Raw genomic sequence first — 23322 nt, forward strand, 5'->3', positions numbered from 1 at the left:
TTATATTTTTAAAAATATTTATTAAATTTTTGTTTTTATTATAAATTAAATAAATTTATTTAAATTTTTCAAAAAATATTTTTATAATATTATTTTTAAAATATATATAAAATTAAAAATTTTATATTTAATGTATATGAAAAATTTTTGCATTTACATTCTATTAAAATATCAAATAAATGTTTTAAATAAATAGTTTCTTAAATATCTATAAGGAAGTAGATATTTTTTTAGATATTTAAATTATAAATATTTTGATTTGAAAAAATATTTTTTTAACGTGTAATAATAATATTTTTAATACATGTTTTTATTCGTATATTATAAAAAATTTTATATATTTAAATTTTTTATTTTAATTTTTTAAAGTTCAAATATTTTTCTTATGAATCATCTAAAAAACTTTTTAATATTTCTGATCGGCTAGGATGTCGTAGTTTTCTTAACGCTTTTGCTTCAATTTGTCGTATTCGTTCTCGTGTTACATCAAATTGTTTCCCGACTTCTTCTAATGTATGATCAGTATTCATATCTATTCCAAAACGCATACGTAAAACTTTTGCTTCTCGAGCAGTCAATCCTGCTAAGACATTATGAGTAATAGTTTTTAAACTTTCTGAAGTTGCGGATTCTAAAGGAAGTTCTAAATTTGTATCTTCTATAAAATCTCCTAAATGTGAATCATCATCATCTCCAATAGGAGTTTCCATGGAAATTGGCTCTTTAGCAATTTTTAGTACCTTTCTTATTTTGTCTTCTGGAATTAACATTTTTTCTGATAATTCTTCTGGTGTAGGTTCTCTTCCTATTTCTTGTAACATTTGACGTGAAATTCGATTAAGTTTATTAATAGTTTCTATCATATGTACTGGTATACGAATAGTTCGAGCTTGATCTGCAATAGAACGCGTAATAGCTTGTCGAATCCACCAAGTAGCATATGTAGAAAATTTGTATCCTCGTCTATATTCAAATTTATCCACAGCTTTCATTAAACCAATATTTCCTTCTTGTATCAAATCTAAAAATTGTAATCCACGATTAGTATATTTTTTAGCAATTGAGATAACTAATCGTAAATTAGCTTCTACCATTTCTTTTTTAGCACGTTTTGTTTTTGTTTTTCCTAAAGATATACGTTTATAAATATCTTTAATTTGATAAATTGTTAATCCTATTTTTTTTTCTATTGATAATAATTTATTAATTTTTTCAAAAATTTTTATTTTATATTGATATATTTTTTTTGACCAGTCAGTTTTATAATTTAAAATTTTTGATATCCAATCCGTTTGAGTTGTTCTATTTCTAAAAATTATTAAAAATTTTTTTTTAGGCATTTTACAAATTTCAACACAAATGTTCATTAATGAGTGTTCTTGCATTCTAATTTTTGTAATTACAATTTGCAAATGTTGGATTAATAAATCAAATTGTTTAGGTACTAATCGAAATTGTGTAAAAATTTTTGATAATTTAGAAATAGCATTAATAGAATCTTTATGGTTTCTTTTTTTTTTTTGAATAATATGATAAGTTAAAAAATATTGTTTTCGTAATTTTTGAAATTTTTTCTTTGCTACAATAGGATCAATATGATTATCATTTTCTTCTGAAATTTCAGAATTTATAGAATGAAAATTATTTTGATTTTTAATTTTTAATTCATTAGATGTTGAATTTTTTGATAATGTAGGAATTATTAAGTTTATTTCAGGAGTAAAAGAGATATCGATAAAGCCTGTAATTATTTCTGACAATTTTATAAATCCTTTTTCCACTTTTTTATATTGTTCTAAAAAATGTAAAATAGTTTTTGGATATTCAGACATTGAACATTGTATTTGATTTAATCCTTCTTCAATTCTTTTTGCTAGATTAATTTCTCCTTCACGAGTTAATAGTTCTACTGTTCCCATTTCTCGCATATACATACGCACTGGATCTGTTGTTCTACCTAATTCTGTTTCTACTTGCGATAAAACTCTTTCTGTAGTCTCTGCTACATCTTCTTCAACATCAGTTGGGGGAGCATTTAAAATTAAATTTCCTGCATCACGTGCTTCTTCAACAATTTGTATTCCTAAATCATTAATCATTTGAATAATATCTTTAATTTGTTCAGGATCAATTATATTATTTGGAAGATAATCATTTACTTCAGAATATGTTAAATAACCTTGTTCTTTTCCATGTAAAACAAGTAATTTTAACTGTGATTTAGGTTTTTGTTCCATAAGATGACATCCACTATGATTAATGAGTTGATTATAAAACGTTAAATTATATTAATATAATATTTTAAAATATATATAAGTATTTTAATGTAAAATATATATAAAATTAATAAAATACTATATTTAAAAATTTTCAAGAAAAATAGAAAAAAATATAATATTTTTTATTTATTTTTTTGTATAGTAGAAGTTAACATTTTATTAAAATTCCATATTTTTTTTTTTTCAGACAATCTTAGTCCTTTACGTTTTTCTTTCAGGATTAATAAATTATATTGATATTCTATTTCTTTTAATTCAAGATTATGTAATAGGTCTAAAAATGTTTGATTAATTTGATTAGATGCAATCATATTGTCCCAACTTAATAATTTTTTAAATATATTTTCATGCTGAGTATCTCTAAAATATTCTAATAATTGTCCTATTTTAATTTGAGGACTTTGAATAATATATTGAATTAATTTAATAAAAATAGATATTCCGGGAATATGAAAAGATTTTAAATATTCTAAATTAGAAATTTTTTTTACTAATTTAGGATTTTGTAAAATTAAACTTATTAATAATCTCATTGTAGTTCTTTTTATTATTTTTTTTTTTGTTTGCAACGTTTTGTGTTTAAAACTAATTATTGCATTTAAATCTTCTGATTCTAAAAAATCTATTTTATATCCTAAAATTTTTCTTAAATATAATCGTATCATTTTTCCTGGAATTTTTTTAATTAATGGTATAACAGTTTTACTAAATTTTATTTTAGAATTAATAGAATTTAAGGGTATTTTTTTCATAAAATAATTAAAAAAAAATTTATAAAAACTTTGTGATTTTTTAATGCGTAATAAAAATTTTTGAGTTCCTTCTTTAATAATGATACTATTTGGATCTTCGGTATTAGGTAAAATTATAAATTTAATAGTTCGGTCATCAGATAAATAAGGTAATATTGATAATAATGATTTCCAATGAGCTTGTTGTCCTATTTTATCACCATCATAACAAAAAATAATGTTAGGGCTGATTTGAAATAAAGATTTTATTTGATATTCACTTAAATTCGTTCCCATAATGCTAACAACATATGGAATATTATATTGGTTTAAAGAAATAACATCTAAATATCCTTCTACAACTATTAAAAAAGGAGGATGTGGATTAATTTGATATAATTCATATATTCCATAAAGATTTTTTTTTTTAGAAAAAATTAAAGTTTCTGGAGAATTAAGATATTTTGGAAATAAATTTTTATTTAATGTACGTCCTCCAAATCCATTAATTTTACCATATTGAGATCGAATAGGAAAAATGATTCTTTGATGAAAACGATCATATTTCTTTGAAATTAATTTGTTTGTACTTAATCCTGTTTCTTCAGAAATGTTAGTATTAATTTTTTTTTTTTTAAAAAATTTTTGGATTTGAGTTTGATCATTTGAAGCATATCCTAAAGAAAATTTTTTTATAATAAAATTATTAATTCCTCTATGATATAAGTATTTTAATGCATGAATATTAGATGTATAAAATAAATTTTGTGAATAAATTTTACATACTTGTTTTAAAATAGTATGTAAAATATTAATTTTTAAATATTTTTTTTTTTCATAAGAATCTAAATTTTTATATGGTATTTTTAAATTATGTAAAGAAGCTAAATGATAAATACTTTCTAAAAAATTATATCCTTCATATTTCATAAGAAAATCAATTGAATTTCCATATATATTACATCCAAAACAATAAAAAAATTGTTTTGCTTTATTAATAACAAAAGAAGGAGTTTTTTCTTGATGAAAAGGGCACAATGCATGATAATTGTTACCCATTTTTTTTAATATGATACGATTTCCGATTAAATCTATGATATTTGTTCGTTCTAATAATTCTTGAATAAAAATTTTTGGTATTTTTTCAGTCATATTGGATAATTTTTATCTTAATGTTATATAATATTGAATAAAAAAATAAAAATATCATATTATAAATTAAAAAAATTTTTTAATATAATCGAACACGTTTTAAATTTTCACGTGTTAATTTTTTTGTTAAACGTTTAATAGCAGATGCTTTTGCACGTTTTCTTTTTGTCGTCGGTTTTTCATAAAATTCTCTACGACGAATTTCAGCTAATATTCCAGCTTTTTCGCAAGAACGTTTAAATCTTCTTAAAGCTACATCGAATGGTTCATTGTCTCGAATTTTAATAATAGGCATAATTTCCCTTAAAAGATAAATTTTATTATAAAAAATAAATATATTTTTTTTAAAAAAAATATTTTTATTGTTTATTTATGAAATATAGTATTATATATTTTTAGCATAATATTTAGGAAAAAACAATGAGAGTTTTAGGAATTGAAACATCTTGCGATGATACTTCAGTTGCAATATATGATAATAAACATGGTTTAATTTATGATAAGACTTTAAATCAAGACATTGTACATTCTTGTTTTGGGGGAGTAGTACCTGAATTAGCAGCTCGATCACATATAAATCAATTAATTTTTTTAATTCAGAAAAGTATAAAAAAATTACAATATCATGTTCGATATAATAAAAATAAAAAAATTGTTGATTTAATTGCATATACAGCGGGTCCAGGGTTAATTGGATCTTTATTAGTTGGTGCCACTATGGGATGTACTTTGTCATGTTCATGGAATATTCCTTGTATTGGGGTTAATCATTTAGAGGGACATATTTTTTCAGTTATGTTACAAAAAAATAAACCAACATTTCCATTTTTGAGTTTATTAGTATCAGGAGGAAATACTCAATTAATTTATGTTTTTGAAATTGGAAAGTATAAAATTTTAGGAGAAACTTTAGATGATGCGGTAGGAAATGTTTTTGATAAAGTTGCACAACAATTAAATTTAAAATATCCGGGAGGACCAAAATTATCTCAATTAGCAAAATTTGGGAAAAAAAGTAATTATTATTTTCCTCGACCAATGATAAAATCATTAAATTTTAATTTTAGTTTCTCAGGTTTACGTACTTATACTGAAAACATTATTAAAACTAGTCAAAAAACGTTTCAAAACCAAGCAAATATTGCTAAAGCTTTTGAAGATGCGGCGATTGAAACTCTAGTATTAAAATGTAAATATGCATTAAAAAAAACAGGTTTGAATACTTTAGTAGTATGTGGTGGTGTAAGTTCAAATTTAGTATTACGATATCAACTTAAAAAATTAATGAGTAGTCTATATGGAAATATTTTTTTTGCAAAAAAAAAATTTTGTACGGATAATGCCGCTATGATTGCATATACTGGTTATTTAAAATCAAAAAAATATCATTCTTTTGTATCAAATTCAATTTTTGTAAATCCAAAATGGACAATTTCTCAAATATAATTTTTTTTAAAAAAAATTTTTAAAAAATTAAAAAGATAAATTAGAGGTTGTTTTGAAAATATATTTAGTAGGTGGAGCAATTCGAGATTCTTTGTTAGGACTACCGATACATGATCGAGATTGGGTAGTAGTAGGAAGTACTCCTGAAAAAATGATTAAAAAAAATTTTTTGCAAGTTGGAAAAGATTTTCCAGTATTTATTCATCCACTGACTCGAGAAGAATATGCATTAGCAAGAACAGAAAGAAAAAATGGTGTTGGGTATACTGGATTTAAAATAAATTTTTCCAAAAAAGTTACATTAGAAGAAGATTTAGTTAGACGAGATTTAACTATTAATGCTATTGCTCAAGATCAAGTAGGAAATTTTATTGATCCTTTTTTTGGTCGTTTAGATATAAAAAAAAGAGTTTTAAGACATGTTTCAAAAGCTTTTCAAGAAGATCCATTACGAGTTTTTAGAGTAGCGCGTTTTTCTGCTAATTTATTTCATTTAGGATTTTTTATTGCAAAAGAAACTTTGTCTTTGATGAAATTAATTTGTAAAACTAGGAATATTAATACTTTATTACCTGATCGAATTTGGAAAGAAATGGAAAAAGGATTGAAATCTTTTTATCCACATGTTTTTTTAATGGTTTTAGATCAATGTAAGGCTTTAAAATATGTGTGTCCTGAAATTTTTCATTTATTGCATCCTGTTACATTAGTTTCATTTCCATCTATTGACATGTCTTTAAGACAATTTATTTTTAAAGAATTAGCGCGTATCTCTTACTGTACAAAAAATATTAATATTAGATTTTCATATTTATGTCAATTTTTTTCTAAAATATGTCCTAAATCTATATCATCAAAAAAATTTATTTTTTTTGATAAAAAATCTTCGGAAATAGTAAATTCTTTATGTTTAAGATTAAAAGTCTCAACAGAAATACGTAAAATTTCAGTTTTTATGTGTGGTTTTTATTATTTTTTACAAAACATTTTTGTCCAAAAATCTGAAGATATTGTTAAATTTTTTAACATTATTGATCTTTGGAGAAAACCGAAACGATTAAAACATTTAAAATATTTAAAAAATTATGAAAAATCTTTTTTTTCAAGAAAATGTAAAATGTCTTTAGGAGAACTTTTATTAGCTATGTTTAACGTAGTTCAACAAATTACAGTTAAAACATATCATCTTAAAAAAAATTTTACTGGTATTGAAATACGTTTAGAATTAAATCGTTTACGTAGTAAAGTATTAAAAAAATGGTTACATTTAAACTTTTTTGAATAATGTTTTAAAAAGATTTATGTTTTATTAAAAAATATTTTTTATAGTGAAAATTTTAGTTTGTCCTGATTTGATTATTGTATATGGTTTTATTATTTTTTTTGGAGAAAAATTGTTTAATTCAATATTTATTATTACTAGAATAAAAGAAGAAATCAGATTTTTTTTAAGATTTAGAACCAGGATTGTTTCTCCAGTATATACATTAATCTCAGGAGCGAAAAATTGATAATTTTTGTTTTTTTGAATAATATCTTTTTTAATAATTAATTTCATAAAAATATTTAGATATGGATTTAAAAAAATAAAAAATTTTTTTTTAAAAAAAAATTTTTGATAAATTTTTCCTTGAAAAGGTGCAGTTATAATTTTTTTAAAAGGTTGAATAATTATTTGATAAACATTTTTATTATTTTCTTTTCTTTTAGAAAATATGTTTGTTATTTTTCCAGTAATTGGCGCATAAATACTTAATGTTTTTTTTTTTTTATTTTTTTTTTGTAAAAAATTGTGAAAAAAATTCATATTCAAGTATCCTTTTTTTTAAAAAAATATATTTTTTAATAATAAATTTTTTTAAAGTTAAAATTATTATATGATGGTGTCATAATGAAATTATTTTTAAAAAAATATTTAAAATTAAAATTGAAAATTCAATATTATGATTATTTATATTATACTTTAAATTCTTCAATTATTTCTGATTATAAATATGATCAATTATGTATGATGTTAAAAAAATTAGAAAAAGAAAATAAGTTTGAAAAAAAATTAAAATATACGAATTATAATTTTAAAAAAAATAATTTTTCTTATTTACCAGAAATAGAACACAAAACACCAATGTTATCTTTGTTAAGTGGTTCGAGTATTAAAGATTTTTTAAAATATGATAAAATGTTAAAAAAACGTTTTTTTATCTTTAATGATATAGAATATTTTTGTGATTTGAAAATTGATGGTTTAGCGATTAGTTTAATATATCATAATGGTATTTTATCACATGCCGTTACACGTGGTAATGGATATAGTGGTGAAAATGTTACTATTAATATTATGACGATTTCAAATATTCCAATTGTTTTATCATCTCCTGAAATACCAAAAATTTTAGATGTAAGAGGTGAAATATATATTAAAAAAAAAGATTTTTTATTATTAAATAAAATTTCTTCTTTGCATAAAAAAAAAAATTTTTCTAATCCTAGAAATATAGCTTCTGGTTCTTTACGTCAAAAAGATCCGGAAATAGCACGAAAAAGAAAATTGCAATTTATTGCATATAGTTGTAATTTTTTTAATTCTTCTTTAAATTTAGAAAAACATGATAAAAATCTATTTTTATTAAAGAAATGGGGTTTTTCAATTTGTAAAATTTTTTCAATTTGTAAAACAATACATGATGTTATTCAATTTTATCAAATGGTAACAAAAATACGTTTAGATTTAAATTATGAAATTGACGGTATTGTTATTAAAGTAAATTCAAAAATTTTACAAAAAAAAATTGGATACGTTGAAAAAGCACCAAAATGGGCTTATGCTTTAAAATTTTTTTCTCATAGTGTAGAAACTAAAGTGATCGGTATTCATTTTTCGATTGGTCGTACAGGTTTAATAACTCCTATCGCTTTTTTAAAACCAGTTTTTATTTCTGGAGTGTTAATTAAAAAAGTAACATTATATAACAAAAAAAAAATTTTAGAACTGAAATTACATATTGGAGATATAGTTAAAATATATCGTGCTGGAGATGTGATTCCGAAAATAGAAAAAGTTTTATTAAAAAAACGTTCTATAACAGTTCAAAAAATTATTTTTCCATATTATTGTAACATTTGTCATACTAAAATTGTTTATTTAGAACAAGAAGGATTAATGTATTGTCCAGCAGGTTTTTTTTGTCAAGCTCAAAATGAAAAACGTTTATTACATTTTGTTTCAAAAAATGGTCTTTATATGCCTGGTTTAGGATTAAAAATTATTAAAAAATTATTAAAAAAAGGTTGTGTAAAAACACCTGATGATTTTTATAAATTAAATATTCAATCATTTGAAAAAATTTCTGGTATAGGTATTATACTTACAAAAAAAATTTTGAATTCTATTAATTCATCTAAAATAGTAATGTTAAACAAATTTATTTATGCTCTAGGTATTTTTTTAGTTGGAAAAGTAGTTTCAAAAAATTTAGCTAATTTTTTCGGATCTGTTCGAAATTTTTTAAATTCAAATTATACTATTTTATGTCAAATTGAAGGAATTGGACATAATATAGCTACATCTATAATATTATTTTTAAAATCGAAAGAAAATTTAAAAATTATTTATTTTTTAAAAAAAAAATTATGTATTTCTTCTTTTTTTTCTAATTCTTTTTATATGAAAGATTTTTCAAAAATATGGATTTATCAAAAAAAATTTGTTTTATCAGGAAAATTTTTAACAATGTCAAAAGAAAAAATATGTACTATAATTGAAAAATATGGAGGAATTGTAAAATCTTATATTTCAAAAAATATTAATTTTTTAATCATAGGTTTAAAATATGGTCAAAAATTTAAACAAGCAAAATCATTAAAAATTACTATTTTATCTGAAAAAGAATTTTTTAATAATTTATTAAAAAAAAATGTTATTTAATGTGGGTCGTGCAGGATTTGAACCTGCGACCAATTGATTAAAAGTCAACTGCTCTACCAACTGAGCTAACGACCCTATAAAATTTTTTTTTGGGTAATGACGGTCTCGAACCGCCGACCTTCTCCGTGTAAAGGAGATGCTCTACCAACTGAGCTAATCACCCAATATGTCTTTATTGTAAATCAGATATTTTGTTAGTCAATGTTTTTTTGTTTTTTTATTAAAAAAATATAAAAAATATTAAATATTTTTTATATATTTTAGGAGATTTTTATGGATATAAAAACTAGATTTTCACCAAGTCCAACAGGTTTTTTACATTTAGGTGGTTTGAGAACAGCATTATTTTCTTGGTTGTTTGCACAAAAATATAATGGACAATTTTTTTTACGTATTGAAGACACTGATCAACAACGTTTTAATAAAAATTCTTCTTTAGATATTATTGAAAGTTTATCATGGTTAGGTTTAAATTGGAATAAAGAACCAATTTATCAAAGTCAACGATTACAAAAATATCAAATAGAAATTCAAAAATTATTAAAAAAAAAAAAAGCGTATAAATGTTATTGTTCTTATGAACGTTTAGAATTATTAAGAAGTAATTTATTATTATTAGGTAAAAAACCTCGTTATGATGGAAAATGTAGAAAAAATAAAAAAAAAAATTTTACCGAAAATCAATCATATGTAATTCGTTTTAAAAATCCACATACTGGCACAGTAACTTTTACAGATAAAATTTTAGGAAAAATAATTATTCAAAATTCTGAATTAGATGATTTAATTATTCAAAGAACAGATGGTACTCCAACATATAATTTTTGTGCCGTTGTTGATGATATAGATATGAAAATTACTCATGTTATTCGTGGAAATGATCATTTAAATAATACTCCACGTCAAATTAATTTATTTCATGCATTAAAAGGAAATATTCCACAATTTGCTCATTTATCAATGATATTAAATCCTAAAGGTCAAAAATTATCAAAAAGATATGATATGTCTAGCATTTTAGAATATCGTATGAAAGGTTATCTTCCAGAAGCTATATTAAATTATTTATTTTGTTTAGGAATGTTAAATCAAAAAAAAGAATTTTATTCATTAAAAGAAATGAAAGTTTTTTTTTCTTTAAAAAATATTAATAAATCTCCAAGTATAATCAATAAGAAAAAAATTTTATGGTTTAATCATTATTATTTAAATACTTTAAATATTGAAAAAATATTGATTTATATTAAAAAATATTTATTTATAAATAAGATTCAAATTTTAAAACATTTTCCTCTAAAAGATTTAATTATACATTTTATGAAACGACATTATACAATAGAAGATTTTATTTTATCTTATAATTATTTTTTTTTAGATTTTGATATAGACTTTAAAAAAAATATTCAAACTTATTGTAAAAAAAAATATTTAAAAATTTTATTAAATTTGAAAAAAAATATTTTAAATTTATCTTTTTGGTCTATTGAAAATGTTTCAAATGTATTTAAACAATTATTGTTAAAATTTAATTTAAAATTTTCAAAATTCGCTAAATTAATTCGCATTAGTATTACAGGAAAAACTTCAACTCCAAGTTTAACTATTATCTCCTTTTTATTAGGAAAAAAATATTTTTTAAAACGTATTAGTTTTGTTATTACATATTTAGAAAATTTTTTTTTTAAAAAAAAAATAGATTTGATTTAATATATTGTTAAAATTTTTTTTAAAATATTTTTGTAATATTTTTATTAAGTATATTTAAATAAAAAAAATGTTAATTAAATTATTATAAAAAATATGTTTATTATATAAAATAATAAAAAATATTTATATTTTTTTGAAAAAAATTATTTTGCTGGTGTTTCCAGCAAAATATATTTTTTATATATAAATAAAATTTTTATAAAGGAATATTCATTAATTCTTGAAAAGAGTTAATAATTTTATTTCGTAATTGAACTAAAATTTTCATCCAAATTCCTTTTTGACTCATATCTAATGATTTATCTAAATTGTGAGCGATATATTTTTTTAAAGTTACATCATTTTGATTATTTTCTGTTTTATAAAATTTTAAATAATTTTGATTAATTTCTTTAGTTAAAAAATTTTTAAAAGTTTTTTTAGGATTTGAAATTATGTTTTGTAATTTTTGATTGTAAAGTTTGTTTTTAAAAAATTCTGGAATTTTGATATAAATTTTTTTCATGTTAATTTTTCTCCAAAAGAAAATAATTAATAAATTTTTTTAAATTTTATATTTTTTTATATTTAAATATCATGATAATATTTTAAACTAAAAATATATCAAGTGTTTTTTGACATTATAAATATTTTTTTTAAAATTATGATTTATTATATATTATTTTTGTTTTTTTAGAGGGTAGAAATGTGATAAATTTTAAAAATTTGTTTTTTATAAATATAAAAAAATATTATAATAATTTTATTGTTTTTTTTTTAAAAAATATTCAATTTTTTTTAATTTTTTTAACATCTTTTTTTACTATAATTATTGTATCTTTTTTTTGGTTTAGAGCAGATAATTATAAAATTTTATATAAAAATTTAACTGATATAGAAGGTAGTGAAATAATAAAAAAATTAGTAAAATTAAAAATTCCATATAAATTAGAAGAAAAAACAGGTTCTATTTTAGTTCCAAAAAAAAAATTTCAAACTATCCGTTTTGAATTGGCAGATCAAAAAAATTTTTTTAAAAAAATACATGGTTTTGAAATTCTTGATAAAGAAAAATTTGGAATTAGTCAATTTAATGAAACTATTAATTATCAAAGAGGTTTAGAAGGAGAATTATCTGAAACTTTACAATTAATGTATCCAATTAAAAATGCTCGTATACACTTATCTTTACCTAAAGAGTCAGATTTTTTTGAAAAAAAGAAAAAACCTTCAGCTTCTGTATTATTATCATTAAACTCAAAAAAAGAATTAGATCATTTACAAATTTCTTCAATTGTACAATTTATCTCAAATAGTGTACCAGGACTTACATATAATGATATCGTTATAGTAGATCAATTTGGACATATGTTAAATACTATTTTTCCAAATTTAAAAAATAATGATTTATTTTATTTTAAAAAATTATATAATCTTCAAATAGAAAAAAAATTTAAAAATTATCTTATTAAAATTTTAAAATCATTATTTGGTGAAAAAAATTTTATAGTACAGGTAATAGTGGAAACGAAAAATTTTTTACCATTACAATCAAAAAAAAAAAATGTTTCTTTTAATCATAAAAAAAGGCATCCTAATTTATTAACATTAGTTCCAGATTATTTAAATAATTTTAATCTTTCACAAAATGCATCGATTTATAATAATAAGAATTTATTAAACAGAAAAGAGTTTCAAAATTCAAAAAATTTTTTTGAAAATTTAAAAATTTTTAATAAAAAAAAAACAAATTTTTTTTTAAAAAAAATTCAAACAAACAAACAGAAAAAAAATAATTATATTTCATATTTATATAATAAGAATAATCTTCAGAATAATATTGTAATAGATGATATTGAAAAATTATCAATAAAAATTGTTTTAAATTATTATAAAAATTCTCAAGGTGATTTAGTACCATTTACAAATTTAGAATTACAGACGATTAAAAATTTTATTACATCTATCGTACCTTTTTCTGCAAGTCGAGGAGATACTATTAAAATATTAAATACATTATTTTTTAAAAAAAAAATAAGTACATTTACGAAAATTTTTTTATTTTTAAAAAATGTTTTTTTTGCGAATAGTATAATAATAATTTTTTTTTTAACATTAATTATTATTTTTTATTTTTTTTATCATAAAATTTTAAAAGTTTTTTTAAAAGTTTTTAAGATTAAAAATAAAACACAAGTTTTAGATGTTTCTCAAAATTCTAAAAAAATATTTCAAAAATCTAATGATGTTAATATATTAAAAAAAGAAAATGTTCAAAATTCTCATGATAAAGTTTTAGAAATGAAAAATAAAATTTTACAAATGAATTCGGAAACAATTGCGAAAATTATTCGAGTTTGGTTTAAAAAAATGGATAATTAAAATTTTATGGAACAATTAAATGTTTTACAAAAAATAGCAATTTTTTTGTTATTATTAGATAATAAAAAAGTTTCAGAAATATTAAATCATTTTGATCAAAAAGAAATTGTGATTTTAACAGAAGAAATGTTAAAAATAGATTTTAAATTATTAAATAATTTTGAGAAAATTTTAAAAGAATTTTTACAAATTTCTCAAATTTATCATGTTTATAATTTTAAAAATTTTAATCAAGTTTCTTCATTATTAAAACATTCTTTAGGGGATAAAAAAAGTGAAAAAATTTTAACTTTTTATCAATTAAAAAACATTTTTATGAATAAAATATTTTATTTAAATACATTTGATAGCATGAAAATTTTTTTGGCCATACAACATGAACCTATTTCTATTATTAGTATTATATTAATTTATTTAAATAAAAAATTATCTTTAAAAATATTTTTTTTATTTCATGAAAAAAAACGTATTAAAATTTTTGAAAATATTCAACAATTTTCTGGTATAGAAAAATTTGGTTTATCTATGTTAAATAAAATTTTAGATGATATTTTTAAAAAATTTAATGTGATTTCTACTGTAGACTCAGGCAAAAAATATGCATTAAAGTTTATAGATTCTTTTAAAAAGAAAAAATAATTTTTTAAAAAAAAATAAATTAATTTATATTTTTAACTTTATAACGGATTAAAAATGAAAAATTTTAAAAAAAAAATTGGAAAAAATGGATACCTTCTATTTTAGAAGATAAAAAAATACTTACAATTTCGTCTAAAAATTATTGTAATTTAGAAAAAAAAAAAAAAGAACAAAAAAAATATAAAAAATTTTTTAATTTATATTATAAAGGATATAAAGATGGATATTCTGATGGTTATAAAAAATGTTATTTTTCTTCAGAATTTTTAGAAAAAAAAAAAATTTCTTCTCAAAATCTTAAACAAATAGAAAAAAAATATATTAATTATTTTTTAAAAGATGATGTTAAAAAATTAAAAATTTTTATAAAAAATTTTAAAGATTCTTTTGAAATATCTAGTAAAACAATTTCTTTAAAATTATTAAAAATTTCGATTAAAATTGCAGAATTTTTAGTTTTAGATGTTATTAAAACAGATAAGAGTATTGTATTAAGAAAAATTTCAAAAATTTTAGAAACAATTAAATGTTCTTTATTTAATTTTAAAATTAAAATTCACCCTACAAATGAAGTTTTAGTAAAAAAAAAATTTTATTTTTATTTTAAAAAGTATAATTGGAAAATTATTATTGATGAAAAAATAGATATATACAGTTGTTATATTATTACTGAAGAATGCGAAATTGATTCTACGACTTCCGCGATTTGGAATCAAATTTATTGTGTTTCTGGTTTAAAAAAGGAAAAATAATATGATATTTCAAAAAAATCCATGGTTTTATGAATTGGATAATTTTAAAAATAAAATAAAATTTTTACCTCATTTTATACTTTCGGGATATTTAATTAGTATTAATGATTTAGTATTAGAAGTAGTTGGATTACATCATGAAATTGGATCTATATGTTATATAGAATGTTTTAAAAATTTTAAACGTTTTTTGGTTACTTGTGAAATTATTGGATTTCAAGAAAAAAAAACATTTTTAATAGCTTTTGATTGTACTTATAATTTTTTCCCTAAAGCGCGAGTTTTTATAAAAAATAATTCTCAAAGTTTTTTTGAAAATAAACAAATTTTTCCATTTGGGAATGGTTTGTTGGGTAGAGTTTTAGATAGTACAGGGATTCCTATAGATACATTAGGTTCTTTTAAAGGAGAAGTTGTATATAATACTGTTTATCATAAACAAATTAATCCTTTAAAACGTCAACCTATTAATAAAATTTTTGATACCGGTATTCGTGCAATTAACAGTTTATTAACAATTGGTCGGGGCCAAAGAATTGGAATATTTGCTAGACCTGGAGTAGGAAAAAGTTTATTGTTAGGAATGATTACACGACATTCTTCTGTAGATATTATTATTATTGCTTTAATTGGAGAACGTAATCGAGAAGTATTGGATTTTGTACGTCAGGTTTTAGACGTAACAAGTTTAAAAAAATCTATTATTATTGTGTCTTCTGCAGATTCTCCGCCAATTTTACGAGTAAAAGCTGCTTCTTATGCTACTTCATTAGCAGAATTTTTTCGTTCTTTAAATAAAAATGTTTTATTAATTTGTGATTCTTTAACTAGATATGCAATTGCATATAGAGAAATTTCGTTATCTTTAGGTTCTTTTCCTATTTCTAGAGGTTATCCAGCATCTATTTTTTCTAAAATACCGGAGTTAATTGAACGCACTGGTAATTCAGAAAATAAATTAGGAACTATTACTTCTTTTTATACAATTTTAACTGAAGGAGATATGGATAATGATCCAATTTTAGATATTTCAAAATCTATTTTAGATGGACATATTTTTTTATCTGATAAATTAGCTAATTCGGGACATTACCCAGCTATTGATATTGAAACTTCTATTAGTCGATTAATGTCTTCAATTATTTCTCCAGAACATTTAAAAAATTCAATTTTTTTAAAGAAGTTAATTTCATGTTATAATACCAATAAAGATTTAGTTACTTTAGGAGCATATACAAATGGTCAAAATTTGTTATTAGATCAAGCTATTAAAATTTGGCCTTTTTTAGAAAAATTTTTACAACAAGATTTTTTGTTAAATTATTCTTATCGTACATCTATTATACAATTAGAAAAATTATTAAATAAATTAAAAATTCGTTAAATATGAAATGAAAATAAATTCAACAATTAATTTGATTATAATTTTAAAAGAACAAAAAAAAATACAATTACAAAAAAAATTTTTTATTTTTTCTAAATCATTAGCACTTCAAAAACAGTATTTTTTGCAATTAAAAAAAATAAAAAAATATTTGTTTGAATATAAAAAAATTTTTTTTAGAAAAATTAATTTTGGATGTTTTTTATATCAATTAAGATTTTTTGAATTTTTTTTTGATATATTAAAAAAAATTATTGTACAACAAAAAAAAAAAATTCAAATTTTAAAAAAAAAAAATAAAAAATTTTTAAATGAAATTAAGAGTATCTTCGTGCATTTTAAAAAATGGAACATATTAGAAAAAAAATATTTTAAGAAAAAAAAAAAAATTTTTTTTTTAAAAAAAAATCGTATAGAAGAAACGCTTTATCAACATTTTCAGATAATTAATAAAAAATAATTTTTTTTATTATAATAATAATTATTAATATTTCGTATTAAAATAAAATCTTAAAAGTTTAACTTTATAAAATATGTTATTATATAATATTATATATAAAAAAAATTTTTTAAATTTTAATAAGGAAAAATTTTGTATATAAAAAAATTAAAATTAATAAAATTTTTTTGTAAAAAATCACAAAAAAATTTTTTAAGTGATGTTAAAAAATATGAAAATTTTTTAAAATTTTTTTTTGAAAATTCTGTTTTTTTAAAAAAAAAACAGAATTTTATAAATTTTCAAAAAAATTTTTTTTTTAGAACATAAATTATGCAATATTAGTTCCATTTTAGAAAAATGTTTACAAAAAAAATTTAAATTATTGATAAAAATTAAATTTACTATATATAATATTTCAGTTTTATCTGAATTGAATCAAAAAAAAAACATATGTTTATCGAAAAAATTTTATTTTTCAAAAAATAAAAAAAATTATTTAAAATTATTTATTGAAAAAAATATTGTATATTTTTTTTTAAATATTTTGTTTTCTCAACAAAAAAATGAATTAATAGAAAATAATAAAAAAAAAATTACTAAAAGTGAATTAATAATTTTTAATTATTTAAGTAATTTAATTTTTAAAGTGTTTAATTTATTTTTTTTTAAAAATTTTGTAAAAAATAATCAAAAAGATGATATTCAAAAAAAAAATAATTATATTAATTGTAATTTTATAGTTAAATTTTTTATTAAAACACAACAAAAAAAATTCTTTTTTTTTAGTATATTATCTTTTAATAATACTGAATCATTTAATTTTAATATCAATAAAAAAAACATTTTTTCTAAAAAAAAAATTTTTTTTTTAACATCTCCAATTCTAAATAAAAATCTTCAAAAAATTTTTTTAAAATTACGTGTTTTACTAATTTTAAAAAATATTTTTTTATATAAAATTGCAAATTGGAAAATTAACGATATTTTTTTAATTAAAAAAATTGATGTTGTAACTATTTATGTTAAAAATGTTAAAATTTTATTAGCAAAATATGGAATTTACAAATCATATCGTGCAATAAAAATTATTCATTTTTTAAAAAATAAAAATAATAATTTTTTTTTTAAAGAGAAACCAAATATGAATCAACCTTCAATTATGAAAAAAAAAATAGAACATGAAATGATTTCTAATAATTCAAATTTGAAATCAATTTCTAATGATCAAAATAACGTTATTAATAAAGATGTTAATAATTCTTTAAAAAATTCTCAACAAAAAAAAGATAAATTATTAAAAGATTTCAAAAATATTAATATTATTTCGCAAATTCCTGTCACTATAACTGTTGAATTAGGACACAAAAATATTACAATTAAAGAATTATTATCCTTATCATCAGGTTCAATTATTTCTTTAAAAGAAAAAGAAGGAGAACATTTAAATATTTTAGTAAATGGAAATTTAATTGCGAAAGGAGAATTAGTTATGATACAAAAAAAATATGGTATCCGTATTACTTCTATTATTGCAGATCCGAAATAATAATAAAATTTTTTTCAAGGTAAACATAAATATGTATAATTCTATAAAAAATTTTTTCTTTATAATTTTAGAAACTTTTTCAAATTTTTTTCATAAAATTTTTTTTTTCAAAAAAATAAATTTTTATATTGTATTAATTTTTTTATTATTAACGATCTTATTTTTTTTAATTACTAAAATAAATGTTATAAAATCATCTACTCAACAAAGTTCTTTTGTTTTATTAGATCAATTTTATATTTCATCCACTCAAAAAATTATTATTGTAAATATTAAAGAAGTAAAATTAGTTTTAGGTGTAACACCTAAAAATATTACATTTTTATATACATTACCATCTGTAATTAAAAAAAAAATATAATGTATTTAAAATAGTATAATTTAACATTTTTCAATTTAGATTTTTTATTAGCTTTAGGTTAATTTTTATGAATTTTTTATTATCTTTTTTTTTATCTATATATATCTTTTTTTTTCCAAAAATTGCAAATGCTACAATTATTACATCATTATTTAATAATTCTAATACTTCTTTAGATTTTTGGAATATGTCAATACAAGCTTTTGGAATATTTTCTTTATTAAGTTTTATTCCTGCCATCATTTTAATGATGACTAGTTTTACTCGTATTATTATTGTCTTTGGATTATTAAAAAATGCGTTAGGAACTCCATCTGCACCTCCTAATCAAATTTTAATTGGTTTATCATTATTTTTAACATTTTTTATTATGTCACCAACATTGGAAAAAGTTTATCATAATGCATATGTTCCATATTCTCAGGAACAAATTGATTTTTCTACTGCTATTAAATTTTCATTAAAGCCATTTCATAAATTTATGAGGAAACAAACGCGAAAATCTGATATTATGTTATTTTGTAAATTAGCAAAAAATAAATATCCAGAAAAAGAATCTCAAATTCCTTTTCGCATTTTATTACCCGCATATATGATTAGTGAATTAAAAACGGCATTTCAAATTGGTTTTTTAATTTTTCTTCCATTTTTAGTAATTGATTTAATTGTAGCCAGTGTCTTAATGTCTTTAGGGATGATGATGATTACACCTACAACAATTTCTTTGCCTATTAAATTAATTTTATTTGTTTTAAGTGATGGTTGGAATTTATTAATATTATCATTGTCTAAAAGTTTTTTTTTATAAATTTTAAAAAATTATATATATAAAATATGTTTTATTATTTTTTAAATTTTAAATTTTATTCTTTAAAAAAAATTTGGAGAATTTATGAATCAAGAAATAGTTATGAAATTATTACAAAATTCAATAAAAACAATAATATTATTATCTTCTCCTTTATTAATTTCTATTCTTTGCGTAGGTTTATTAATAAATATTTTTCAAGTATCAACTCAAATTAATGAACAAACTTTATCTTTTATTCCTAAAATTTTGATTATTTTTTTTTCTAGTCTTTTTTTTGGACCTTGGATGTTAAAAGGAATATTAGAATATATAATTTTTATTTTTCAAAATATTCCTATTGTAATTAAAATATGAATTTAAATTATAATTTTATGATAGTGAATTTTTTAATTAATAAAAAAATTTTATTAATTATGATAAGATTATTTTTTTTTTGTATATTTGTTCCATTTTTTAATAGTATTTATTTTAATAAAAAAATAAAATTTTTATTTTTTTATTTAACAAGTTATTTAATTAATTTTTTTGTATTTTTACATTCTAAAAATCATGAAAAAATAGATATCTTTTTATTGTTTTTAAATCAAATATTTATTGGTTGTTTAATGGGATTAATCGTTCAATGTATTTTTTCTTCTATTTTTTTAATAGGAGAAATAATTAGTTCTTTATTAGGTTTATCATTTTTTACAATTTTTGAAAAAGATGTATCATCTAATTCTTTATTTTTATCACGTTTCTTAAATATTGTTGTAATATTATTTTTTTTATCTTTTAATGGCCATATATTATTTTTACAAATGTTTATTAAAAGTTTTCAACTTTTACCATTAAAATTATGTTTTTTAAATTATAATTATATTTTCTCTATTGTAAAATTTTCTTCTTTTATATTTTCATATAGTTTATTAATTAGTATATATTTTTTATTTCCAATATTAATGTTACATATTTTATTTTTTTTATTTATGCGAATTATGCCTGATATTTTTTTTGTTTCATGTTCAGTACCTATTTTTTTTTTATTAGGAATGTTTTTATTAATATTTTTTCTTCCTGTAATAAAAATTTATTTAATTTATTTTTTAAAAAAATCTTTATTTTTTGTTATTTTTTTTTTAAAAAAATTTAAAATATTTATATAAAATATAAAAAATATATTTTGGGGATCTTATTTAAGATCTCCAGTGTATTTAATTTATTTAATTTTTTTTTCTACATAAAAAACATGTTTTTTTAAAATAGGATCATATTTTTTTAATTTTAATTTCGTCGGTGTATTACGTTTATTTTTAGTTGTGGTATAAAAATGTCCACTATTTTTTTGAGAAATTAATTTTATTTTTTCTCTAGCACTTTTTGCCATTTTTTTAGTCCAATTTTATTTTTTTTGAAGATATTTTTTTAAAACTTTTGAAATTCCATATTTATTAACAATTCGTAATCCTTTTGCTGATATCTTTAATGTAATGAATTTTTTTTGTTGAGGATCCCAAAGACGATGCTTATGTAAATTTAAAAAAAATTTTCTTTTTGTGGCATTCATTGCATGGGATCTTCTATTACCTGTTAAAGACATTTTTTTTGTAATTTGACAAATTCGAGTCATAAATTAGTCTCATAGTAAATAATTCTTTCAAAAAGTTATATTTTTTTTTGATATCTTAAATATGCTTGTGAAATAATAGATTGGGCATTTTCTAAATTTTTTAAAGAGATGTTTTTAGTCCATTTATTTTTTTCTAAATTTTTATAAGTTTCGAAAAAATATATTATTTTATTTTTTAAAGATTTTGAAATATCTCGAATATCAAAAATGTTGTTATATTCATCAGTAATATTTGAATGTGGAACTGAAATAATTTTTTCGTCTATTCCTTTTTCATCTTCCATATTTAACACACCAATAGGTCTACATCGTATTATTACATTTGATTGTAAAGGATATGGTGTAATGATTAAAATATCAAGTGGATCTCCATCTAATGATAATGTTTGATTAATATAACCATAATTACAAGGATAAAATATTGTTGTAGGAAGAAATCGATCTACAGATAATAAATTATATTTTTTATTATATTCATATTTTATAGGAGTAGAATAAGCTGAAATTTCTACAATAGCATATAAATCATTTGGTATTTTAATTCCTGCAGGTATTTTTTTTTGAAACATTTTAAATTCTCTTATAAAAAGCAAACATTTATATAATAAAAATATTATATTTTTTTAAAAAAAGTATTTTTTTTAACAAAATTTTTTATATTTTTAATTGAAAAGTATCAAGATTGAAAATAAAAATATAATCATATATAATATTTATATAATTATAAAATTTATATAAATTTTTTTTATTTTTTTAAATTAATATTTTTTTATAAAAAAAATTTGAAATATATAATCAAAATATTATTAGGATCTAGAATGTTACATTTTAATACAGTTGAAAAAGAAAAAAATATGTTATTACATTATTTAAAATTTTCTTTATGGTATTTAAAGAAAAAAAATATGTCAGGTATTGTAGAAATTAAAAAAATTAATAATTTTAATTTAATGATGCGAAATAAAATTTTAGAAAATTTAGAATATTCTTCTAATATTTTTATTTATATTACAGTATATCATAAAAATCGAAAATATAGCATTTCTTTAAGTAATGTCACAAAATATACTATTCAACAATCTATTGATCGTGCTTTTTTAATTATTAAACATATTGAAAAAGATAATGATAATGATTTACCTAATAAAAATCTATTATTTCAAGGTAATGAAATTTTAAATTTGTTTTTTCCTTGGAATTTTAATATTAAAAAAGTAAAAAATTTAGTTTTAGATGTTGAAAATAGTGCTTTAAATTATAATAAATTTTTAATTCAATCTGAAGGATCTCTTTTTAATAGTTCAATAATAATAAAAATTTTAGGAAATAGTTATGATTGGTTTAAATCACAATTATTTACTGAAAACTATTTATCTAGTTGTATGATTGCATCAAATACTAAAAATATGGAACGTCACTGTGAAGATTTTTTAAGTCGTGATTTTAAAGATTTACAAAATCCTACATTACTTGGGTTAAAAAGTGCTCATAATAGTATTTTAAAATTAGGTTCTCAACGCATCAAAACTCAAATTACTCCGATTATTTTTTCTTGTGAAGTATCTTATAATTTATTTTCTTATTTAGCTAAAGCTTTGAGTGGTTATGCAGTATATAAAAAAAATACTTTTTTATATTCTTTATTAAATACTCAAATATTTCCAAACTGGTTAGAGATTTTAGAAGATCCTTTTTATTTAAAAGGATTATTTTCAACTCTTTTCGATCAAGAAGGTGTCAAAACAGAACGAAGAAAAATCGTAAAAAAAGGAAAAATTAAAACTTGGTTATTAGATACTTATTATGGAAAAAAAATTTTTAAAAATAGTACGGGACATTCAGGAGGTATTCATAATTGGTTTGTGAATAGTCGTATTCCACGATTATCATTTGAAAATTTATTAAAAAAAATGTTTCAAGGGATTTTAATAACTGAAGTTATGGGAGAAGGAGTAAATATGATGACTGGTAATTATTCACAAGGTGCATCTGGTTTTTGGATTGAAAAAGGATGTATAAAATATCCAATTCATGGAATTACTATTTCTGGAAATTTATTGAATTTATGGAAAAATATTATTAATTTATCTAATGATTCTAAAAAATATCAAAAAATTTCTTGTGCGTCTATATTATTGTCAAAAATTCAAGTTTCTGGAATATAATAAAAATATTCA

Annotated in this window: 23 protein-coding genes and 2 tRNA genes; 15 read left to right on the forward strand and 10 right to left on the reverse strand. The window is 19.3% G+C overall.

Features of this window, described 5'->3' with window-relative positions; genetic code table 11:
• Positions 1-383: 383 nt before the first annotated feature.
• From rpoD to rpsU, 3 genes are all read right to left on the reverse strand, one after another.
• On the reverse strand, positions 384-2237 hold the full coding sequence (gene rpoD / locus BTSPAZIEG_RS00160; protein ID WP_075472288.1) for an RNA polymerase sigma factor RpoD: 1854 nt from the start codon (positions 2235-2237) through the stop codon (positions 384-386).
• Between the two features lie 164 nt (positions 2238-2401).
• Positions 2402-4162, reverse strand: a complete 1761-nt coding sequence (gene dnaG, locus BTSPAZIEG_RS00165) for a DNA primase (protein ID WP_075472290.1) — start codon at positions 4160-4162, stop codon at positions 2402-2404.
• Positions 4163-4241: 79 nt separating this feature from the next.
• A complete protein-coding gene (rpsU, locus tag BTSPAZIEG_RS00170; RefSeq protein ID WP_075472292.1) occupies positions 4242-4457 on the reverse strand; it encodes a 30S ribosomal protein S21 in 216 nt (71 codons plus the stop codon).
• Positions 4458-4582: 125 nt separating this feature from the next.
• On the opposite strand from rpsU, the gene tsaD reads away from it, so the two are divergent.
• Positions 4583-5608, forward strand: a complete 1026-nt coding sequence (gene tsaD, locus BTSPAZIEG_RS00175) for a tRNA (adenosine(37)-N6)-threonylcarbamoyltransferase complex transferase subunit TsaD (RefSeq protein WP_075472294.1) — start codon at positions 4583-4585, stop codon at positions 5606-5608.
• A gap of 52 nt (positions 5609-5660) precedes the next feature.
• Entirely contained in the window at positions 5661-6893 is a 1233-nt protein-coding gene (locus BTSPAZIEG_RS00180; protein ID WP_075472296.1) for a hypothetical protein, read from the forward strand.
• Positions 6894-6917: 24 nt separating this feature from the next.
• On the opposite strand, the gene BTSPAZIEG_RS00185 is transcribed toward BTSPAZIEG_RS00180, so the two are convergent.
• On the reverse strand, positions 6918-7415 hold the full coding sequence (locus BTSPAZIEG_RS00185) for a hypothetical protein (protein WP_075472298.1): 498 nt from the start codon (positions 7413-7415) through the stop codon (positions 6918-6920).
• Between the two features lie 84 nt (positions 7416-7499).
• Here BTSPAZIEG_RS00185 and ligA point away from each other — a divergent pair, with 84 nt between their 5' ends.
• Positions 7500-9533 carry an NAD-dependent DNA ligase LigA gene (ligA, locus tag BTSPAZIEG_RS00190; RefSeq protein WP_075472301.1) on the forward strand — a complete coding sequence of 678 codons (2034 nt, stop codon included), beginning with the start codon at positions 7500-7502 and terminating at the stop codon, positions 9531-9533.
• A gap of 2 nt (positions 9534-9535) precedes the next feature.
• Here ligA and BTSPAZIEG_RS00195 read toward each other — a convergent pair.
• Both BTSPAZIEG_RS00195 and BTSPAZIEG_RS00200 read right to left on the reverse strand, forming a co-directional pair.
• Positions 9536-9608 (reverse strand) — tRNA-Lys (locus tag BTSPAZIEG_RS00195).
• A 15-nt stretch (positions 9609-9623) separates the two neighbouring features.
• Positions 9624-9696 (reverse strand) — tRNA-Val (locus BTSPAZIEG_RS00200).
• Between the two features lie 110 nt (positions 9697-9806).
• On the opposite strand from BTSPAZIEG_RS00200, the gene gltX reads away from it, so the two are divergent.
• Positions 9807-11240: a glutamate--tRNA ligase gene (gltX, locus tag BTSPAZIEG_RS00205; RefSeq protein WP_075472303.1), complete on the forward strand. Its 1434-nt coding sequence runs from the start codon at positions 9807-9809 to the stop codon at positions 11238-11240.
• 196 nt (positions 11241-11436) lie between these two features.
• Here the strand turns inward: gltX and BTSPAZIEG_RS00210 are convergent, their stop codons facing one another.
• On the reverse strand, positions 11437-11745 hold the full coding sequence (locus BTSPAZIEG_RS00210; RefSeq protein ID WP_075472305.1) for a flagellar hook-basal body complex protein FliE: 309 nt from the start codon (positions 11743-11745) through the stop codon (positions 11437-11439).
• Positions 11746-11927: 182 nt separating this feature from the next.
• Here BTSPAZIEG_RS00210 and fliF point away from each other — a divergent pair, with 182 nt between their 5' ends.
• The 10 genes from fliF (at position 11928) to BTSPAZIEG_RS00265 (ending at position 20681) form a co-directional block, all read left to right on the forward strand.
• Positions 11928-13601, forward strand: coding sequence for a flagellar basal-body MS-ring/collar protein FliF (gene fliF, locus BTSPAZIEG_RS00215; RefSeq protein WP_075472307.1), 1674 nt, complete (start codon positions 11928-11930; stop codon positions 13599-13601).
• A gap of 6 nt (positions 13602-13607) precedes the next feature.
• Positions 13608-14240: a hypothetical protein gene (locus BTSPAZIEG_RS00220; protein ID WP_075472309.1), complete on the forward strand. Its 633-nt coding sequence runs from the start codon at positions 13608-13610 to the stop codon at positions 14238-14240.
• Between the two features lie 320 nt (positions 14241-14560).
• Positions 14561-14992, forward strand: coding sequence for a FliH/SctL family protein (locus BTSPAZIEG_RS02145; protein WP_419865541.1), 432 nt, complete (start codon positions 14561-14563; stop codon positions 14990-14992).
• Position 14993: 1 nt separating this feature from the next.
• The gene (locus BTSPAZIEG_RS00230) at positions 14994-16376 is read left to right on the forward strand and encodes a FliI/YscN family ATPase (RefSeq protein ID WP_075472311.1); all 1383 of its coding nucleotides are present in this window, start codon (positions 14994-14996) and stop codon (positions 16374-16376) included.
• A gap of 7 nt (positions 16377-16383) precedes the next feature.
• Complete coding sequence (locus BTSPAZIEG_RS00235) at positions 16384-16836, forward strand: hypothetical protein (RefSeq protein WP_075472312.1); 453 nt, start codon at positions 16384-16386, stop codon at positions 16834-16836.
• 364 nt (positions 16837-17200) lie between these two features.
• The gene (gene fliN / locus BTSPAZIEG_RS02125) at positions 17201-18364 is read left to right on the forward strand and encodes a flagellar motor switch protein FliN (RefSeq protein WP_154017292.1); all 1164 of its coding nucleotides are present in this window, start codon (positions 17201-17203) and stop codon (positions 18362-18364) included.
• 31 nt (positions 18365-18395) lie between these two features.
• Positions 18396-18725, forward strand: coding sequence for a flagellar biosynthetic protein FliO (locus tag BTSPAZIEG_RS00250; protein ID WP_075472314.1), 330 nt, complete (start codon positions 18396-18398; stop codon positions 18723-18725).
• Positions 18726-18792: 67 nt separating this feature from the next.
• A complete protein-coding gene (fliP, locus tag BTSPAZIEG_RS00255) occupies positions 18793-19533 on the forward strand; it encodes a flagellar type III secretion system pore protein FliP (protein ID WP_075472316.1) in 741 nt (246 codons plus the stop codon).
• A gap of 84 nt (positions 19534-19617) precedes the next feature.
• Complete coding sequence (gene fliQ / locus BTSPAZIEG_RS00260; RefSeq protein WP_075472318.1) at positions 19618-19890, forward strand: flagellar biosynthesis protein FliQ; 273 nt, start codon at positions 19618-19620, stop codon at positions 19888-19890.
• Positions 19887-20681 carry a flagellar biosynthetic protein FliR gene (locus BTSPAZIEG_RS00265; RefSeq protein ID WP_075472320.1) on the forward strand — a complete coding sequence of 265 codons (795 nt, stop codon included), beginning with the start codon at positions 19887-19889 and terminating at the stop codon, positions 20679-20681. The genes fliQ and BTSPAZIEG_RS00265 overlap by 4 nt, the downstream gene beginning before the upstream one ends.
• Positions 20682-20734: 53 nt before the next feature.
• Here the strand turns inward: BTSPAZIEG_RS00265 and rpmG are convergent, their stop codons facing one another.
• From rpmG to ppa, 3 genes are read right to left on the reverse strand one after another with little or no spacing between them, the layout of a single operon-like run.
• Positions 20735-20902 (reverse strand): 50S ribosomal protein L33, encoded by a 168-nt coding sequence (gene rpmG / locus BTSPAZIEG_RS00270; protein WP_075472322.1) that lies wholly within the window; start codon positions 20900-20902, stop codon positions 20735-20737.
• A 15-nt stretch (positions 20903-20917) separates the two neighbouring features.
• The gene (rpmB, locus tag BTSPAZIEG_RS00275; RefSeq protein ID WP_075472324.1) at positions 20918-21145 is read right to left on the reverse strand and encodes a 50S ribosomal protein L28; all 228 of its coding nucleotides are present in this window, start codon (positions 21143-21145) and stop codon (positions 20918-20920) included.
• A gap of 35 nt (positions 21146-21180) precedes the next feature.
• Positions 21181-21714, reverse strand: coding sequence for an inorganic diphosphatase (ppa, locus tag BTSPAZIEG_RS00280; protein ID WP_075472326.1), 534 nt, complete (start codon positions 21712-21714; stop codon positions 21181-21183).
• A 249-nt stretch (positions 21715-21963) separates the two neighbouring features.
• On the opposite strand from ppa, the gene BTSPAZIEG_RS00285 reads away from it, so the two are divergent.
• Positions 21964-23310 carry a metallopeptidase TldD-related protein gene (locus BTSPAZIEG_RS00285; protein ID WP_075472328.1) on the forward strand — a complete coding sequence of 449 codons (1347 nt, stop codon included), beginning with the start codon at positions 21964-21966 and terminating at the stop codon, positions 23308-23310.
• Positions 23311-23322: the final 12 nt, after the last annotated feature.

The organism is Buchnera aphidicola (Tuberolachnus salignus), from assembly GCF_900016785.1.
GTDB classification, from domain to species: domain Bacteria; phylum Pseudomonadota; class Gammaproteobacteria; order Enterobacterales; family Enterobacteriaceae; genus Buchnera_F; species Buchnera_F aphidicola_M.

Coding starts and splice junctions, on each gene's coding strand:
- rpoD (WP_075472288.1), bottom strand. CDS start 2,237: ATGGAACAAAAACCTAAATCACAGTTAAAATTACTTGTTTTACATGGA.
- dnaG (WP_075472290.1), bottom strand. CDS start 4,162: ATGACTGAAAAAATACCAAAAATTTTTATTCAAGAATTATTAGAACGA.
- rpsU (WP_075472292.1), bottom strand. CDS start 4,457: ATGCCTATTATTAAAATTCGAGACAATGAACCATTCGATGTAGCTTTA.
- tsaD (WP_075472294.1), top strand. CDS start 4,583: ATGAGAGTTTTAGGAATTGAAACATCTTGCGATGATACTTCAGTTGCA.
- BTSPAZIEG_RS00185 (WP_075472298.1), bottom strand. CDS start 7,415: ATGAATTTTTTTCACAATTTTTTACAAAAAAAAAATAAAAAAAAAAAA.
- ligA (WP_075472301.1), top strand. CDS start 7,500: ATGAAATTATTTTTAAAAAAATATTTAAAATTAAAATTGAAAATTCAA.
- gltX (WP_075472303.1), top strand. CDS start 9,807: ATGGATATAAAAACTAGATTTTCACCAAGTCCAACAGGTTTTTTACAT.
- BTSPAZIEG_RS00210 (WP_075472305.1), bottom strand. CDS start 11,745: ATGAAAAAAATTTATATCAAAATTCCAGAATTTTTTAAAAACAAACTT.
- BTSPAZIEG_RS00220 (WP_075472309.1), top strand. CDS start 13,608: ATGGAACAATTAAATGTTTTACAAAAAATAGCAATTTTTTTGTTATTA.
- BTSPAZIEG_RS00230 (WP_075472311.1), top strand. CDS start 14,994: ATGATATTTCAAAAAAATCCATGGTTTTATGAATTGGATAATTTTAAA.
- BTSPAZIEG_RS00235 (WP_075472312.1), top strand. CDS start 16,384: ATGAAAATAAATTCAACAATTAATTTGATTATAATTTTAAAAGAACAA.
- BTSPAZIEG_RS00250 (WP_075472314.1), top strand. CDS start 18,396: ATGTATAATTCTATAAAAAATTTTTTCTTTATAATTTTAGAAACTTTT.
- fliP (WP_075472316.1), top strand. CDS start 18,793: ATGAATTTTTTATTATCTTTTTTTTTATCTATATATATCTTTTTTTTT.
- fliQ (WP_075472318.1), top strand. CDS start 19,618: ATGAATCAAGAAATAGTTATGAAATTATTACAAAATTCAATAAAAACA.
- BTSPAZIEG_RS00265 (WP_075472320.1), top strand. CDS start 19,887: ATGAATTTAAATTATAATTTTATGATAGTGAATTTTTTAATTAATAAA.
- rpmG (WP_075472322.1), bottom strand. CDS start 20,902: ATGGCAAAAAGTGCTAGAGAAAAAATAAAATTAATTTCTCAAAAAAAT.
- rpmB (WP_075472324.1), bottom strand. CDS start 21,145: ATGACTCGAATTTGTCAAATTACAAAAAAAATGTCTTTAACAGGTAAT.
- ppa (WP_075472326.1), bottom strand. CDS start 21,714: ATGTTTCAAAAAAAAATACCTGCAGGAATTAAAATACCAAATGATTTA.
- BTSPAZIEG_RS00285 (WP_075472328.1), top strand. CDS start 21,964: ATGTTACATTTTAATACAGTTGAAAAAGAAAAAAATATGTTATTACAT.